Genomic DNA, 15,860 nt, shown 5'->3' with positions numbered 1-15,860 from the left:
CCTCGACACCCACGGGCGGGCGGGCCGCGGAGTCCCTCTCGCGGCCACTTCACGATCTCCGGCCGAAGATCAGACCAGCTGTCGCAGCCACGAGTCGAGAGCCGCGTAGTCGCCGTCCGTCAGGCCATGGCGGGGATCGACACGGTGGAGCAGGGCGTGTCCTCGGTGGCGGGAAGCGACCCAGGACCGATCGATGTCGGTGACCCCGTCGTCGACCCAGGCGAACGGGCGCCCCGCAGCCCATGCGACAAGTGCGCGGGTCTTCCAGTGCGGTCCGTTCCGCTCGTCCTGGTCTCGGCGACCTCGCCGACCAGGCCGTGGATCCCCCTCCGGAGCGGGCCTCCATCCGGTCGGCGATCGAGTACGCCTCGTAGAGGCCATTCGCCCCGATCCATCTCAGGGGCTCCGGCTCCCCACGACGTGGCATCGGCCTCACCCACAAAAGGGCGGTGAACTCCGACTGCCGCTCCGTGATCAGGTCAGCGACCGTTCGACCCGCGACGCAGGCGGCCGCCGGCCCCTGCCCCGCGTACCCGCCGACGTGGGTGATCCCCGTGGTGGCGTGCGGCCGTCGGCGGCCGCCCGCGCCATCTGTCCGTCCGGGCCGGGCCGGTGGGGCCGACCGCGCAGGACGCGGGCGAGGTGGCGGTGGGCTTCGGCGAACAGGCGCCGGTGCCGGAATCGGTGTCGACGGCGGCCGGCGCCGCATCGACGACCGCCCACTCTGCTGCGGCCGCCGCCCGCCGGCAGCGGCCCGCGCAGACCACAGCGGTGCCATCCGACCGTTGCACTATGGCTTGATCTCGCGTGTTCTGCCTCACATCTCACATGTTGATCAAGGTTCTACCTGCGGCGTTCCGCCATGCGGACTCAGGCATTGATCAGATGCGGCCACCACCTCACAGTAATCCCGGGACGCAACGCATATGTCGGACTCCGTTGCTTGCCCGACTTCTTGGTAGTTCCCGCGTCATATTTCCTTTTCTTGTGAGGGCAGCGTGGAAAGAAAAAATGGTGCCGCGACAGGATTCTTCGTGGGCACGGACGTCGGTGGGACCTTCACCGATCTCGTCGTCCTCCAGGACGACCGCGCGCCACGGCTCTTCAAATCACCGACCACTCCGCACGATCGCTCGGAGGGGGTCATCACCGCACTGCGACTGGCCGCCGATTCCTACGGCCGGGATCTGCCGTCCTTCTGCGCGGACATCGTCTACTTCGCCCACGGCACCACCGCGGCGACGAACGCCCTGATCGAGCGCAAGGGCGCCCCGACCGCTCTGCTCACCACACGCGGTTTCACGGACACGATGCTGATCCAGCGTTCGATGACCTCGTGGGTCGGCATGGGGGCCGCGACCGGTCACTACAGCCGCCGCCGCAACCCCGGGCAGATCGTCCCCCGGTCCCGCCTCGCGGCCATCACCGAGCGCGTCGACGCCTCGGGCGCGGAGGTCGTCGCGCTCGACGAGCAGGAGGTGCGGGCGACGCTGCGCCTGCTGCGCGAGGACGGCGTCGAAGCACTCGCGGTGTCGTTCCTGTGGTCCTTCGTCAACGGGGACCACGAAGCGGCGGTGGCCCGGATCGTGCGGGACGAGTGGCCCGAGGCGTATCTGACGCTGTCGCACGAGGTCGCCCCCGTCATCGGCGAGTACGAGCGTTCGGCGACGACCGTCGTCAACAGCTACCTCGGTCCGGTGATCCGCGACTATGTCGCCAACCTGGAGGGTCGGCTGCGGAGTTCGGGGTTCACCGGAGACTTCTCGATCATGGACTCCGGCGGTGGCGTCATGCGCGCGGAGGACGCCGCACGGCGCTCCGCGTCCATGCTCACCTCCGGCCCTGCCGGTGGGGTGCTGGCGTCGACCGCCCTCTCGCGCCGTCTCGGCCACCCCCATGTGATCACCTCCGACATGGGCGGGACCAGCTTCGACGTCGGCCTGATCATCGACGGGGAGCCGGTCGTCGAGCGTGTCAGCGAGGTCGGCGACCTGCATCTGGCCCTGCCCCGTATCAAGGTCACCGCCATCGGCGCGGGCGGCGGCTCCATCGCGGGAGTCGACGAGTCCGGCGTCCTGGTCGTCGGCCCCGAGAGCGCCGGATCGGTGCCGGGACCCGCCTGCTACGCCCGTGGCGGCGACCGCCCCACGGTCACCGACGCCGATGTGGTCCTCGGCATCATCGACCCCTCCCGGTTCCTCGGCGGCCGGATGCCGCTGGACCGGTCACTGGCGGAGAAGGCCATCCGCGAGCACGTCGCCGATCCCCTCGGCCTCACCGTCGAGGAGGCGGCGGCCGGCATCCAGCGCGTCGCCGACAACCAAATGGCCGACCTGCTGCGCAAGGTCACCGTCGAACAGGGGCACGACCCCCGTGACTTCGCCGTCTACGCGTACGGCGGCGCCGGTCCGACCCACGCGTACGCCTACACCGAGGCCGCCGGCATCGCGACGCTGGTGGTGCCGCCCACCTCCACCGTCCACTCGGCCTACGGCACGGTCACCTCGGACCGCTACCGCGCGGTGCAGACCACGGAAGTCCACCGCACCCCTCCCGGCGCGACGGACCCCGCGGCCCATCTGGACGCGGAGCGGATCGACGGCACGCTCGACGAGTTGGCCGCGCGGTGCCGCGAGGACCTCGACGGTGACCCTCGGATCCGGCTGAGCCGCATCGCGTACCTCAAGTTCCGCCGGCAGTCGCACGAACTGCCCATCACCGTGCCCGAGGGCGAGGTCACCACCGAGGTTCTGCGGGGCCTGATCGACGAGTTCCGAGCGGTCTACGAGCGCATCTACGGCGCCGGAACGGCCCTGCTGGGAGCCGGTGTGGAGATCCACACCCTGCGCGTCGAAGGCCGGGTCAGCGTCACCGAGGTATCCGAGGGCGGCTACCCCGGCACCCCGGACGTCGCGGCGGCCAGGCTCTCCGAGCGCGATGTCCACTTCCCCGGTACCGGACGCGTCCCCACCGGTGTCTACCGCGGCGAGGACCTGGGCGCCGGAGCGGCCCTGCGGGGCCCGGCGATCCTGGAGTTCGCCGGCACCACCGTGGTGGTCGGCCCCGCCCAGTCGCTCGTCGTCGACCGTCACAGCAATCTCGTCATCGACTGCAAGGGGGACGCGTGACCGCCACCGACACGCCCACCACGCCCATCGACCCCGTCACCTTCGAGGTCATCCGCCACAGGCTGCTGGCCATCACCGACGAGCAGGGCGCGACCCTGGCCGCGATCTCCGGCTCCACGCACGTCGTCGAGGCCAGCGACTACAACGTCGGTCTCTACCTCCCCGACGGGTCCGTGGCGGCGATGGGCCGCACGATCCTCTCGCACTCCTCGTCCATGGCCGCCATCACCCGCTCCGTCATCGAGGACTGCACCGAGGACCCCGGCATCAACCCCGGCGACATGTTCATCGTCAACGACCCCTGGAAGGGCACGGTCCACGCACAGGACGTCGGGCTCATCGCACCGATCTTCCACGACGGCGAACTCCTCGCGTGGACCGGCGCCATGTGCCACATGGTCGACGTGGGCGGCATGACCCCCGGCAGCTTCTGCATCGACGCGACCGACTCGTACCAGGAGGGCCTCCAGATGCCGCCGACCAAACTGGTCGACGGCGGACGGGTCCGCACCGACGTGTGGAACCTGATCCTGGCCCACACCCGGATGGCTCCCACCGTCAACCTCGACCTGCGAGCCCTGATCGGCGCCAACAACACGGCGATCCGCGCCATGACCGCGCTCGCCGAGAAGTACGGAGCCGATACCGTCCGCACCGTGATGAGCAATCTCATCACCCTCTCGGAGCGGCGGCTGCGCAACCGGCTGGCCAAGCTGCCGGACGCACGGGTGCACTCCCGGGCCTTCCTGGACAACGACGGCGGTCTGGCCCAGTCGGCCGAGAACGCCACCTACGAGGTCGACCTCGTCCTCACCAAGCGGGGCGAGACCCTGGAGTTCGACTTCTCCGCCTCGTCGCCGCAGGCCAAGGGCTACATCAACTGCGCCTACTCGGGCATGATGGCCGGCATCGCCGCGGCCCTGCTGCCGACCCTGGCGTTCGACGCTCCCTGGAACGAGGGACTGTTCAAGCCGGTCGAAGTCACCTGCCCCGAGGGCCTGATCTGCAACGCGGCCCGCCCGGCCGCCGTCAGCGGCGGCGCGCTGGAGGCCGGCTGGCTGGTGGAGATGACCGCCGTGGAATGCCTGTCCAAGCTGGCCGCCTGCTCCGACGAACTGCTCTGTGAGGCCCAGGCCGTCCCGGCCGGCGGACCCGACAAGTTCGTCCTCACCGGAGCGGGTGAGAACGGGGCCCGCCAGACGTACGTGATCATGGACTGTCTGGCCACCGGCGGCGGCGCCTACGCTCACCGCGACGGAGCCTGGACCCAGGGGCAGCACAACATCGAGCGGCAGCGGATCTCCAACGTCGAGGCGGTGGAGATGGATTCGCCGCTGCTGTACGTGTGGCGTGGACTGGTCGCCGACTCCGGCGGAGCCGGACGCCGCCGCGGCGGTATGAGCATGGGGGCTGTCTACACCGTACGCGGCGGGCGGGACGTCACCGCGCTGAACTCGGCGCACGGCTGGGAGGCGCCCAACTCGACGGGAATCTTCGGTGGTTATCCGGGAGCGCAGAACACCCGGACCGTCCTGCACGACAGCGATCTGGCCGACCGGTTCGCCGCGGGCGAGATTCCCGCGGTCGGCGAACTGTCCGGCGACCGACCCGAGATGCGCGGCCGCCAGGGCCTGTACCGCCTGGGCGACTACGACATCCTCGCCACCGTCCCGCAGGCGGGCGGCGGCTGGGGCGATCCGCTGGAGCGCCCCGCCGAAGAGGTGCAGGCCGACCTCGATTTCGGGGCGGTCACCCCGGATGCCGCCCGGCGGATCTACCGCGCGGTGCTCGGCGAGGACGGCCGCGTGGATCCCGAGGCCACGGCCCGGCAGCGCGAGAGGATCCGCGAGGAGCGCAAGTCCTGGCCCGTCGCCCGACCCCAGCCCCAGGTCCCGGACGGTCCCGCCACCCGTGTCCATCCCCTCGGCGACGTCCTGCGGGTCGTGGAGATCGCCGGCAGCCGCTTCACGGCGTGCGCCTGCTCGCGGGTGCTCGCACCGGCCGGCGAGCCCTGGCGACTGTACGCGTCGGTCCGGGCCACCGGTGACATCCACGAACTGAGCCACGCCACCCGCCTGAGCGAGGACCTGGAGCTGCGCCAGTACGCCTGCCCCGGCTGCGGACTGCTGCACTCCACCGATGTCGTGCGGCGCGACGCCGCGCACCCCGACGACGTCCGGCTGACCGCCGACGGGGGAGGTGAACGCTGATGGGACGCGTCGCACTGGCCGCCGCCACCTCCCACGTCGGCGCGATCGTGAAGAATCCGGACGCCGAGCCCGAGCGCTCCTCGATACTGCACGCCGCCTGGGAGCGGCTCGACCGCGAGATCGCCGAGGCAGGGCTCGACGCGGTCGTCGTCGTGGCCACCGATCACTACGAGACCTTCGGCCTGGAGAACTACCCGGCGTTCTGCATCGGGCTGGCGGAGGAGCACCAGGGCTGGGCCGAGTTCGGCAATCCCGGCGGAACGGTACCCGGCAGGCCGGTGCTCGCCGAGTACCTCCTGAAGGGGCTCACCGAGCGGGGCTTCGACATGTCCCGCTCCCACACCATGCACCTGGACCACAGCTTCATGGTGCCGCTGACCAAACTCCCCGCGGTCGCGGCCGCCGGCGTCGTCCCGCTCTTCGTCAACTGCAACACCGAACCGCTGCCGGCCCTGGGGCGCTGCCTGGACCTGGGGAAGGCGATCGCCGCGGCGGCCGGCGACCTGCCCGGCGACGCCCGGATCGGTGTCCTCGCGACCGGCGGGCTCTCCCACTGGGTGGGCCTCCCCCGGTTCGGCGAGATCAACGAGGACTTCGACCGCGACTTCCTCGCACTCCTCACCGAGGGGCGGGCGGACGAAGCGGCCTCCTTCAGCGACGAGCGGATCCAGGAGGTGGCGGGCAACGGAGCGCTGGAGGTGCGGACCTGGCTGATCGCCGCGGCCGCCGCCGGCGGTCCGGCCCGTGTCCTCGCCTACGAGCCCATGCCCTCCTGGACCGTCGGCATCGGCATCTGCGGATTCGACGTCAGGGAGGCGCCGTGAGCATCGTCGGCCTCAATCGGCTCGCCCGCGAGCTGGAGCACACCTCCGGGCTGCTGGAGCGGTTCCGCGAAGCTCCGCAGTCGGTGCTCCGCGCGTACGACCTGAGCGGGGAGGAGAGGCGGGCGGTGTGCAACACGGACGCCACCTGGCTGCTCGCCCGCGGAATGAACCCGGTGGCCCTGCGCAACCTCATGGTCGTCCTGGGCATCGCCCACCACGCGATGTACCGCTCGCAACGGACGGGGGACAGATGACGACCGTACACAAAGGAGCGGCCACCGCCGGGCCCGCGCTCGAACTGCGCAAGGTCAGCAAGTCCTTCGGCGGGGCGCACGCTCTGCGGGAGGTGGACTTCATCCTTCGCGCCGGGGAGGTGCACGCCCTCGCCGGGATGAACGGTGCGGGCAAGTCGACACTCGTCGAAGTCGTCTGCGGGGCACTGGCCCCGGACGGCGGCGAGATCCTGGTCGGCGGCGAGAGCTGTGCGGCCCTCACCCCCCGGCGGGCGCGTGCCCTCGGCGTGAGCATCGTGCACCAGCGGCGCACCCTGGTGCCCGATCTGACGGTGGCGGAGAACATGCTGCTCGGGAGGCTCCCCCGCAGGGCGGGCCGGGTGGACTGGTCCACCGTGCGGACCGAGGCGGCGAGGGCCCTGGACGACTTGGGTGTCGAGGTGCCCGTGCAGGCCGCCGTCGGCGATCTCACACCCGCGCAGCAAACGCTCGTCGAGATCGCGCGGGAGGTGCACGTCGGCGGGCGCATCCTCATCCTGGACGAGCCGACCGCCGCGCTCGGCGGCGCGGACGCCGCACGTATCCACGATCTGGTCCGTGAACTGCGCTCCCGCGGCACAGCCGTCGTCTACATCTCCCATCACCTGGACGAGGTCCTGGCGCTGGCCGACCGGATCACGGTGATGCGGGACGGTCTGACCGCGCTGACCGAGGCGGTCGAGAACGTGGATCTCCCCGCCCTGGTCCGGGCCATGGTCGGCGACCGCCTGGTCGCCGAACCGGCGGTCCGGAACAGGGACTTCGGGGCGCCTGCCCTCGAACTGGACAAGCTCGGCGGGGACAGGCTGCGGGACTTCGACCTCACGATCAGGGCGGGCGAGATCGTGGCCGTGCTCGGCCCGGCCGGGGAGGCGCAGCGCGAACTCTTCCCGCTGCTCAGCGGGGTGCGGCAGCCCTCGGCCGGAACCGTCCACGTGAGCGGGACCCGGTTGCGGACCGGCAGCATCCGCGCGTCGCTGGCGGCGGGGCTGCGCTGCGTCACCGGCGACCGGCTGCTGCACGGGCTGGTCCCCGGCCTGAGCGTCGACGAGAACCTGGCGCTGGCCGACCGGGGCATGAACCGGCCCTGGCTGGTGCGGTGGACGGCTCTGCACCGCAGGGCCGCCGACACCCGCCGGCGCTACGGCGTCATCACCCTGTCGGCCGACCCCGCCGTCGACTCCCTGTCCGGCGGCAACCAGCAGAAGGTGCTGCTGGCGAAGTGGCTCGACACCGAGACGACCGTGTGCCTGCTGGAGGAGCCCACCAGCGGCGTGGACGTGGCGGCCAAGGCCGACATCCACCAGATGGTCGACGAACTCGCCGACCGGGGCGCCGCGGTACTCCTGACCTCGGCGGACGTCGACGAGGTCAGACGACTCGCCGACCGTGTGGTCGTCGTCCGCGGCGGGCGCGCCGTGGCTGAAGTGCACCGGGACGAGCTGTCCCGCGACGAACTCGTCTCGCTCACCGTAGGAGGACACGTCTCATGAGCGCCGCATCCGCCTTCCGCGACCGGACCGGCTTGAGCCTGCCGCCCGGTGTCGCCCGTCACTTCGGACTGCTCAGCGTCCTGCTGCTGATCGGACTGTTCACCTCGCTCAACAGCGACGTCTTCCTGACCACGTCCAATCTGGTCAATGTCTCGCAGCAGATCGCGGTCGTCGCCGTACTGGCCGCCGGTCTCACCCTGCTGATGACCGCCGGCGGCATCGACTTCTCCCTCGGGGCGATCGCGGCCGTCTCCCACGCCGTCGTCGCCAAGCTCATCCAGGGCGGTATGAACGAATGGACCGCGGTCCTGATCGCGCTCGTACTGGGTACCGCCATCGGCCTGGTCAACGGGGGCGTCGTCACAGTGTTCTCCGTCGCCCCGTTCGTCGCGACCCTGGCCTCCTCCACCATTCTGACCGGGTTCGCGCTGCTGCTGCTCGACGGCAAGAGCGTCAGCATCGGCGACCATCTCTCCGTCCTCGGCTTCGGCGAGCTCTTCGGCGCGATTCCTTCACTGGTCGTCCTGGCCGTACTGGTGTGCGTGGCGGTGGGGCTGCTCATGCGATGGTCCGCGTTCGGCCGCAACGCCTTCGCCATCGGCGGCAACGAGAGCGCCGCGCGACTGTCCGGCATCCCGGTCGTCCGCGGCAAGCTGCTCCTGTACGCGCTCGGCGGCTTCCTCGCGGCTCTCGGCGGCGTGATGCTCGTCGCCCGGCTCGGCGCGGCCAGCCCCGGCACGGGCGGCCTGCCGCTGGAGCTCACCGTCGTCGCCGCCGTCGTCATCGGAGGCACCTCCCTGCACGGCGGCAGCGGAACCCTCGTCGGCACGGTCCTGGGTGTCCTGCTGCTCGGCCTGGTCGCCAACTCGCTCAATCTCCTCCAGATCGACCCCGTCTACCAGGACATCGCCGTCGGCACCGTCTTGATGATCGCCGCGATCGTGAACCATCAGCGCGGCCGCCGCACCTGAGCCACCCTCCTTTGTTCCCCCCGGTGAAAGGAAACGCCATGAGCCGCACCACCACCCGACGCCTCACAGCACCACTGGCCCTCACCGCAGCCCTCGGACTGTTGGTCGGCGGCTGTTCCGTGGACAAGGGCAAGGGCGCGGACGCTGCCCCGGTCGACCGGAACAAGAAGCTCACGATCGGCTTCGTCAACGGCAACAACATCGAATTCCACACCTGTCTGCTCAGATCGATGCAGGCGCGCGCGGACAAGGACAAGGTGGAACTGCTCACCGCCAACTCCGCGATGGACCCGGCCAAAGAGCTGTCCAACATCGACGACATGATCGCCAAGCAGGTCGACGTGATCATCGTCCAGACGGTCAACATGGACGCCCTGGAGGGCGGCATCACCCGCGCCAACCGGGCGAACATCCCCATCTTCCTCACCTCGGTCGCCGCCGTGGACCAGTCCAAGATCCTCGGCGCCGTCGTCACCGATGTCGCGGGAGTCGGCAAGCAGCTCGGCGAATGGCTCGGCGAGGACAGTGCGGGCAAGCCCGTCGAGGTGGGCGTCATCGGCGGGGCGCCCGGAGCGGCGGCCGACCTGATGGACGCCGCGTTCAAGAAGGCGCTGCCGAAGCAGGCCCGTATCGTCTTCGACCAGCCCGCGTTCTGGCAGCGGGCCAAGGCGCAGGACGTGGCCGAGAACATGCTCCAGGCCCGCCCGAAGGTCAAGTACGTCTTCGTCCACAACGAGGACATGGCGACCGGGGTCCTTGCCGCGCTCAAGGCGGCCAAGCGCCACGACATCAAGGTCGTCACCAACGGCGGCAGCCCCGAGGGCATCGAGGGAATCCGCGACGGCGAGATCGCCGCGACCGTCAGCAACACTCCGTGGTCCGTCGGCGAGATGGCGATCGACAACGTGGTGGGACTCATGCACAAGGAGAAGGGGGTACAAAAGATCTCCACCGTGCCGAACCTGCTGATCACCAAGGCCAACGTCGGCGAGGCACCCCCCTACTGCGCGTAGGCCGCTTCTGATGGATCTTGCTGGGCTCGCGTGCCCTGGCACCGCACTCCCCCTGGGCCTGGCGGCCCGGGAGGTACCCCCACGCTGCGTTGTCGTCAGTCGCCGATGCTCCGCATGGACTCCCTCCTCCGCCTTGCGATGCACGGCACCAGACCCCGCTCACTGATCGAGCCTGATCCATCAGAAACACCCTAAGGCGGACTCCCCGATGGCACACCACAGCACCGGCCCGCGTCGCCGCGGCGTCCAATCGGTCGACCGGGCGCTGGACATCCTCAGCGCCCTGAGCGCGGCCTACCCCCGCCTGCAGCTCTCCGAACTCGCCGAGGTCGCCGGACTGCCCAAGACCAGCACGCACCGCATCGCGGTGACCCTGGTCGAGCGCGGATTCCTGCGCCAGGAGGACGACGGAGCCTATGTGCTGGGCACCCGGCTGCTCGAACTGGGCAGCCTGGTGTCCACCACGACGGCCCTCGCCCACCTCACGCAAGGCGTGGCCGAGGAACTGGCCCGTGCCACCGGGGAGACCGTGCTGATCGCCGAGGTCGACTGGCGGGACCGATCGCTGATCATCACCGGCAGGCGCGAGGTGGGGCACAGCCCCGGCGCACTGTCCTCGATCGGCCAGCGTTCCGTCCTCGCCAACGGCTGCATCAGCGGCGCGATCCTCAGTGCCCTGCCCCCGGACGAGACGAGGAGGATCGTCCCGCAGTTGCGGCTGGCCCAGCGCACCCCCCTCAGCATCACCGATCCCGGGGTATTCCTCCAGGAGGTCGAAGCGAGCCGCACCAGGGGCTTCGCGATAGAGATCGACCAGTTCATCGAAGGCATCGCGGGCGTGGCGGTCCCCGTCCTCGTCGCGGGACGCCCCGCGGGCGCGGTCGCCGTCTGCGGCCCCACCGTCCGGATGCCCCGTCGGCGCCTTGAGAGCATCGCCGCCCTGACACAGGAGCTGCGAGGCCGCGCCGCCCACCCCCCGGTCCCGCCCAGGACCGGAACCTGACAGTGCAAGGAGAGACCATGGTTGCAGTCACCGCTGACTGGGTGACCTTCCCCAGCGGCGATGCCGAGATCCGCGGCTATCTGGCTCTGCCGCCTGCGGGCGCCGAGCGCCCCCCGGCGGTGATCATGGCGCACGAGAATCTCGGCGTCATTCCCCACCGGCAGCGCGTCACCGAGGAACTCGCCGCCGAAGGCTACGCCGTCCTGACGGTCGATCTGTTCAGCCGGATCGAGGGCCGGCCGCCCCAGGAGTACGCGACCCAGGAGGAGCGGCGGGCCAAGGCGTTCCTGGCCGCCCGCGACGAGCAGGCCGTCCCCGACCTGGAGGCCGGACTCGACTACCTCGCCGCCCGCGGCGACGTCGACGCCGCCCGCGCCGCGGTCGTCGGCTTCTGCCTCGGGGGCGGTCTCGCCATCGTCTGGGCCACGCGGTCGGACCGGCTCTCGTGCGCGGTACCGCTGTACGGCATCCCCGAACTGCCCGCCGCCTACAGCCCGACCGGTGCGGTCCGCTCCCGCATCGACATCGCCGACCGGGTGCGCTGCCCGGTCCAGGCCCACTTCGGCGGTGCCGACGCGGTCATCCCGCTCGATCAGGTCGCCAGGCTCACCGACGCCCTGGGGCGCAGCGGCCGTCCGAGCGAGGTACATGTGTACGAGGGCGCGGGGCACGCCTACCACGACGACACCCACCCCAACCACGATCCGAAGGCCGCCCGGCTCACCTGGGAGCGGACCCTGGCCTTTCTGCGGGAGCACCTGTGAGCCTGTGGACCGACCTGCTCGGGGCAGAGGTCCGGCACATCAGCGCCGGCGGAGTGCCCACCCGTACGGTGTCCGTGGGGTCGGGGCCCGCCGTGGTGTTCCTGCACGGGCGCGGCGGGCATCTGGAGACTTTCGCACGCAATCTGGCCGCCGTCGCCGCGCCCGGCCGCCGGGCGATCGCCATCGATCTGCTCGGGCACGGCCTGACCGCCCGCAGTGCCGAGGGGTGGGGGCACCTCCCGGCCCGCAGTGCCGAGGGGTGGGGGCACCTCCCGGGCCGCAGGGCCCAGGGGGACTACACGATCGGCGAAATCGCCGGCCATGTACGGGCCGTGCTGGACGCGCTCGATCTCGCCGAGGCCGATCTGGTCGGCCAGTCGCTCGGCGGCTGGGCCGCCGCGCTGACCGCGCTGGACGCTCCCGGCCGGGTCCGCGGGCTCGCCCTGATCGAGCCCGCCGGGCTCCAGTCGGAGGCCGAACGGCTGGCGGACAGCACGGTCAGGGCGGCGTACCAGCGGGGCGGCCGGGCCTATGAGGAGCCGACGGCCGATGCCGTCCGAGCCCGGCTCGGCGGTCTGCTCGCGGATCCGGCGAGCGTGGACGAGGAACTGGTCGAGATACGGACCCGGCTCTACGGGCCGCCCGAGGCCCGCGACGTCCATCGGCGGGTCCGCGCGGCGGACAACACGCCCTGGCTGCTCACCGCGGAGCGGCTGGCGGGGCTGAGCGTCCCCACCCTGTTCCTCCGCGGGGAACTGGGCCACACCCCGCCGGGTGTCGTCGAGGCCGCCGCCCGCGCGGTGCCCGACGCGGCCGTCGTCACCGTCCCCGGCGCCAAGCAGTGGCCCCAGTTCGAGCGGCCCCGGCAGGTCAACGAAATCCTCAATCGATTCCTGGAAGAAGGAAACACCGATGTCATTCTGGACTGATTCACTCGGCGCGGAGGTCCGCTTCCGTGAGGCGGCCGGCTGGCGGACCCGATCCATCGAGGCCGGCGAGGGACACCCCGTCGTCCTGATGGGCGGGCTGACCGGCCACGCGGAGGGGTTCCTGCGCAACGTCGTACCGCTCGCCGAGCGCGGACTGAGGGTGTACGCCATCGACGCCATCGGGCACGGTCTGAGCGCCCGGCCCACCGATGTCACCTATCACGCGCCCCTGTTCACCGAGCACCTCATCGGGTTCCTCGACGCGATCGGCGCCGAACGCGCCCATCTCGTGGGCCAGTCGCTGGGGGGCTGGACGGCGCTCCACACCGCGCTCCACCACCCCGGCCGGGTCGGCCGGGTCGTCTCCGTCACCGGGGCGGGTCTGCTGCTGTCGGACGAGGGGCGCGAGGAGGAGAGCGAGCGGGTCCACGCCCAGGTCAAGGCGGTCACCGCGAAGGCGGCCGCCGCGCCGACCCGGGAGAGCGTCCGGGCGCGTCTGGAGTGGCTCATGGTCGATCCGGGTGTGGTGACCGACGAACTCGTGGAGTGCCGCTACCGCTACTACACCCTTCCGGGCGCGGAGAAGGCCCAGGCCAAGCTCGTCGCCGAGCAGCCCGGCGAGGGGAACCGGGCGTACATGCTGGGCGAAGCGGAGCTGGCCGGGATCGGGGCCGAGACGCTGGTGGTGTGGACCGACCACAATCCGACCACGCCCGCCGAGGTGGGGCGCAGGGCGTCCGAGATCATGCCGAACGCACGTTTCGACGTGATCACCGACGCCGGTCACTGGCCGATGTTCGAGCAGCCCGGGCAGTTCAACAGGATCGTCGGGGACTTCCTCGCCGGGGACTCGGGGTGACCCCCGCCGAGGAGGTCGCCCTCGGCTGCCGGATCCTGGCCGCGCACGGCAACGCCGATCTGGTGTGGGGGCATCTGTCCCGGCGCGATCCGGGCGGGAAGGACGTGTGGCTGAAGGCGGCCGGGTACGGCATGGAGGAGATCACCGCCGACCGGGTCGTCCGCATCGACCACGGCGGGCGGCGGACGGGCGGCGAGGGCCGCGTCCACCTGGAGTACCCCATTCACACCGCGATCATGGCCGCCCGCCCCGATGTCGGGGCGGTCGTCCACAGCCACGGGGAGGCGGCGGTGGCTTTCGCGGCCACGGGCCTGCCGCTGCGGCCGGTAGGACACGAGGGAACCCTCTTCTGGCCGCCCGACATCGCGCGCTTCACCGAGACGGGCGATCTCATCCACACACCCGAACTGGGCGAGGCCGTCGCGGCGGCGCTCGGCGACCGCAACGCCCTGCTCCTGCACCGGCACGGGCTGGTGACGGTGGGGCCCGATGTGCCCACGGCGGTCATGACGGCGATCTTCCTGGAGAAGGCGTGCCGTATGCAGCTCACCGTCGCGGCCGCCGCAGGAACCGCCCCGTACTCCGACGAGGCCGACCACTTCGATCCCGCCGAGGCGCTGGCGAAACGCGACCGCTGCTACGGCCCCCGCCAGCTCGCCGACGCCTGGGCGTACCTGGTGCGCTCGCTGGACGCGCGCGCGTGACCGGGGCGGCCCCCCGCGCGTGACCGGGGCGGCCTCGCCCGCCCGCCCCGGACCGGCGGAGGCCGTAGCCCCGAGCCGGTCAGACCGCGAGGGCGGAGCCGACCGGGGAACGCTCACGTGCGTCCTCGGTTGTCGGGCGGCGGGCGTCACGTACGGGATGAGGGATACGTAGAAGGAGACCGCGTGGCCGGCCGCTCGGCAAGCCCCTGGCCTCCCCCGGCCGCATCAGGTCAGCCGGGCTGTCGCACGGCCTCCGGCTCCTTGCACGGTGCGCACGCCGTCCAGTCCACGATCTGTACCGCCGCCCCGGCGGCCTCTGTGCCCCGGCAGCGGGCGTGGTGCCTGCGGGCGATGCCGTCCAGGTCGAGGTGGGAGCCGAAGGCGGGGTGTGCCGCCAGCCGCCGTGCGTACGCCCACACGTGGGGGTGCTCGGTGATGCGGTGCACCGCGGCGGCGTCCAGGTGGTGGCGGTGCACCGTGTCCAGCTGCACGAGCGCCACCCACAACTGGACGTCGCCGAGCGTGAGTTCACCGCCCAGCACGTGCTCCCGGGAGGCGAGCCTCCACTCCAGGACATCCAGCGTGCGCAGCAGGGTGGCCAGCGCGGTGTCGCGTGCCGCCGGGTCGCCGTCGGACTGCCCGGCGCGCTGGGCGGCCCAGGTGATGCCCTGCTCGCAGAGTCGGCCAACGGTCTCGACAGCCTTCTCGGCACCGCGGGGGTAGAGATCGGGACCGTGTCCGCCGAACCGCCGAGTCAGATCCCGCAGGATGTCGGGGGTGTGGGTGCTGACGATCGTTCCGGTCCAGTTGTCGCTGAGGACCGGCGCCACGGCCGGTCCTGAGTGCTGGTGCGAACTGGCTTCGTACAGCGGGCGCAGTGCCAGATATCCGCCGTCCGAGGCATCGGGCAGGTCGGGCAGCAGCGTGACCGGGACGGTGTCGTCGAGGCCGAGCAGGCTGTGTGTGATGGCGATCCGCAGGCAGTTCGGACAGGACAGCACGAGGTGGAGTCGGTAGCGCTGCGGCGCGGCGTAGTAGCCGCTGCGCGCGTCACAGCCGATCCTGCTCCGGAAGGGCGGCACGGCTGTGGGGGATGTGGCGGACATACGTCTCCCTGGGGTGCTCGGTCGCAGGCATACGGGCATACGGGCATACGGGGGGGGCGACGGCTCGCGGCGGCTTCGGCACGGCCGGGATGCGGTGCCGGGCGTGAGGATCAGGCGCGGGTGGGCGTGGAGCCTTCACCGTGCGGGGAGTTCGCCGCGCTGCACACGCGCAGAAGGTCGATGTGGCGGCGGGAGGTCAGCAGGAGCAGCGGCAGGACGGTGATGCGGATGGCTCGACGGCCGGAATCCAGCACAGAACAGTCCATTTTCCCTACCGATTCACTATGATTTCCCGCCTTGGAGTGTCGGGCCACGGCCGAGCCCCGTCAAGGGGGTGCGTGCCACCCACACCAGAACGTCTCACTACCCGAGAAGACCTGCCGGGTCCGGCCGTGCGGTCAGGCCGCGCGGTCAGGCCACGCGGGCGGTCTCGCAGGCGGCGAGCAGCGTGTGGACCGCCTCGACGACGGCGCCGGTAAAGGAGGGGGGTCGGCGTCACGCCGGGCGCTCGCACCGAGCCGTGCCGGAGCGACCGCGAGCAGGCGGCCGACCGGGGTCGGCCCTTCGGGGTGTCGGCCACCTGG

General features: G+C 71.4%; 14 protein-coding genes and 1 pseudogene. 12 read left to right on the top strand and 3 right to left on the bottom strand.

Going from position 1 to position 15,860, the window contains the following annotated elements; all coding sequences use genetic code 11:
* Nucleotides 1–69: 69 nt before the first annotated feature.
* A pseudogene (locus ACWEFL_RS27160) lies at nt 70–291 on the bottom strand (hypothetical protein); the annotation flags it as partial.
* Nucleotides 292–1,034: 743 nt separating this feature from the next.
* Between ACWEFL_RS27160 and ACWEFL_RS27155 the strand changes: the two are divergent.
* The 12 genes from ACWEFL_RS27155 to ACWEFL_RS27100 all read left to right on the top strand — a co-directional run bounded on the left by ACWEFL_RS27155 (nt 1,035) and on the right by ACWEFL_RS27100 (nt 14,170).
* Nucleotides 1,035–3,128: a hydantoinase/oxoprolinase family protein gene (locus ACWEFL_RS27155; RefSeq protein WP_451717252.1), complete on the top strand. Its 2,094-nt coding sequence runs from the start codon at nt 1,035–1,037 to the stop codon at nt 3,126–3,128.
* On the top strand, nt 3,125–5,338 hold the full coding sequence (locus ACWEFL_RS27150) for a hydantoinase B/oxoprolinase family protein (protein WP_451717250.1): 2,214 nt from the start codon (nt 3,125–3,127) through the stop codon (nt 5,336–5,338). Before ACWEFL_RS27155 ends, ACWEFL_RS27150 begins: the two co-directional genes overlap by 4 nt.
* Complete coding sequence (locus ACWEFL_RS27145) at nt 5,338–6,162, top strand: DODA-type extradiol aromatic ring-opening family dioxygenase (protein WP_451717248.1); 825 nt, start codon at nt 5,338–5,340, stop codon at nt 6,160–6,162. The genes ACWEFL_RS27150 and ACWEFL_RS27145 overlap by 1 nt, the downstream gene beginning before the upstream one ends.
* Nucleotides 6,159–6,416 (top strand): hypothetical protein, encoded by a 258-nt coding sequence (locus tag ACWEFL_RS27140; protein WP_451717246.1) that lies wholly within the window; start codon nt 6,159–6,161, stop codon nt 6,414–6,416. Before ACWEFL_RS27145 ends, ACWEFL_RS27140 begins: the two co-directional genes overlap by 4 nt.
* Complete coding sequence (locus ACWEFL_RS27135) at nt 6,413–7,927, top strand: sugar ABC transporter ATP-binding protein (RefSeq protein WP_451717244.1); 1,515 nt, start codon at nt 6,413–6,415, stop codon at nt 7,925–7,927. The genes ACWEFL_RS27140 and ACWEFL_RS27135 overlap by 4 nt, the downstream gene beginning before the upstream one ends.
* Nucleotides 7,924–8,898 (top strand): ABC transporter permease, encoded by a 975-nt coding sequence (locus ACWEFL_RS27130; RefSeq protein ID WP_451717243.1) that lies wholly within the window; start codon nt 7,924–7,926, stop codon nt 8,896–8,898. The genes ACWEFL_RS27135 and ACWEFL_RS27130 overlap by 4 nt, the downstream gene beginning before the upstream one ends.
* A gap of 38 nt (nt 8,899–8,936) precedes the next feature.
* The gene (locus tag ACWEFL_RS27125; RefSeq protein WP_451717241.1) at nt 8,937–9,911 is read left to right on the top strand and encodes a sugar ABC transporter substrate-binding protein; all 975 of its coding nucleotides are present in this window, start codon (nt 8,937–8,939) and stop codon (nt 9,909–9,911) included.
* 208 nt (nt 9,912–10,119) lie between these two features.
* Nucleotides 10,120–10,914 (top strand): IclR family transcriptional regulator, encoded by a 795-nt coding sequence (locus ACWEFL_RS27120; RefSeq protein WP_451717240.1) that lies wholly within the window; start codon nt 10,120–10,122, stop codon nt 10,912–10,914.
* A gap of 17 nt (nt 10,915–10,931) precedes the next feature.
* Nucleotides 10,932–11,678, top strand: a complete 747-nt coding sequence (locus ACWEFL_RS27115) for a dienelactone hydrolase family protein (RefSeq protein ID WP_451717238.1) — start codon at nt 10,932–10,934, stop codon at nt 11,676–11,678.
* A complete protein-coding gene (locus ACWEFL_RS27110; RefSeq protein WP_451717237.1) occupies nt 11,675–12,607 on the top strand; it encodes an alpha/beta fold hydrolase in 933 nt (310 codons plus the stop codon). The genes ACWEFL_RS27115 and ACWEFL_RS27110 overlap by 4 nt, the downstream gene beginning before the upstream one ends.
* Nucleotides 12,591–13,466 carry an alpha/beta fold hydrolase gene (locus ACWEFL_RS27105; protein ID WP_451717235.1) on the top strand — a complete coding sequence of 292 codons (876 nt, stop codon included), beginning with the start codon at nt 12,591–12,593 and terminating at the stop codon, nt 13,464–13,466. The genes ACWEFL_RS27110 and ACWEFL_RS27105 overlap by 17 nt, the downstream gene beginning before the upstream one ends.
* On the top strand, nt 13,463–14,170 hold the full coding sequence (locus tag ACWEFL_RS27100) for a class II aldolase/adducin family protein (protein ID WP_451717234.1): 708 nt from the start codon (nt 13,463–13,465) through the stop codon (nt 14,168–14,170). Before ACWEFL_RS27105 ends, ACWEFL_RS27100 begins: the two co-directional genes overlap by 4 nt.
* Nucleotides 14,171–14,400: 230 nt before the next feature.
* Here ACWEFL_RS27100 and ACWEFL_RS27095 read toward each other — a convergent pair whose 3' ends face one another.
* Nucleotides 14,401–15,276, bottom strand: coding sequence for a glutathione S-transferase C-terminal domain-containing protein (locus ACWEFL_RS27095; protein ID WP_451717233.1), 876 nt, complete (start codon nt 15,274–15,276; stop codon nt 14,401–14,403).
* Between the two features lie 110 nt (nt 15,277–15,386).
* A complete protein-coding gene (locus ACWEFL_RS27090) occupies nt 15,387–15,530 on the bottom strand; it encodes a hypothetical protein (protein WP_451717231.1) in 144 nt (47 codons plus the stop codon).
* Nucleotides 15,531–15,860 lie beyond the last annotated feature (330 nt).

The organism is Streptomyces sp. NPDC004838 (assembly GCF_053600955.1).
The sequence above is the reverse complement of the archived record's forward strand: the minus strand, read 5'-3'. Positions and strand labels throughout refer to the sequence as shown.

What these genes read in the sequence shown, in the direction of transcription:
- ACWEFL_RS27145 (WP_451717248.1), top strand. Translation starts at nt 5,338, where the DNA reads ATGGGACGCGTCGCACTGGCCGCCGCCACCTCCCACGTCGGCGCGATC.
- ACWEFL_RS27135 (WP_451717244.1), top strand. Translation starts at nt 6,413, where the DNA reads ATGACGACCGTACACAAAGGAGCGGCCACCGCCGGGCCCGCGCTCGAA.
- ACWEFL_RS27130 (WP_451717243.1), top strand. Translation starts at nt 7,924, where the DNA reads ATGAGCGCCGCATCCGCCTTCCGCGACCGGACCGGCTTGAGCCTGCCG.
- ACWEFL_RS27125 (WP_451717241.1), top strand. Translation starts at nt 8,937, where the DNA reads ATGAGCCGCACCACCACCCGACGCCTCACAGCACCACTGGCCCTCACC.
- ACWEFL_RS27120 (WP_451717240.1), top strand. Translation starts at nt 10,120, where the DNA reads ATGGCACACCACAGCACCGGCCCGCGTCGCCGCGGCGTCCAATCGGTC.
- ACWEFL_RS27115 (WP_451717238.1), top strand. Translation starts at nt 10,932, where the DNA reads ATGGTTGCAGTCACCGCTGACTGGGTGACCTTCCCCAGCGGCGATGCC.
- ACWEFL_RS27105 (WP_451717235.1), top strand. Translation starts at nt 12,591, where the DNA reads ATGTCATTCTGGACTGATTCACTCGGCGCGGAGGTCCGCTTCCGTGAG.
- ACWEFL_RS27095 (WP_451717233.1), bottom strand. Translation starts at nt 15,276, where the DNA reads ATGTCCGCCACATCCCCCACAGCCGTGCCGCCCTTCCGGAGCAGGATC.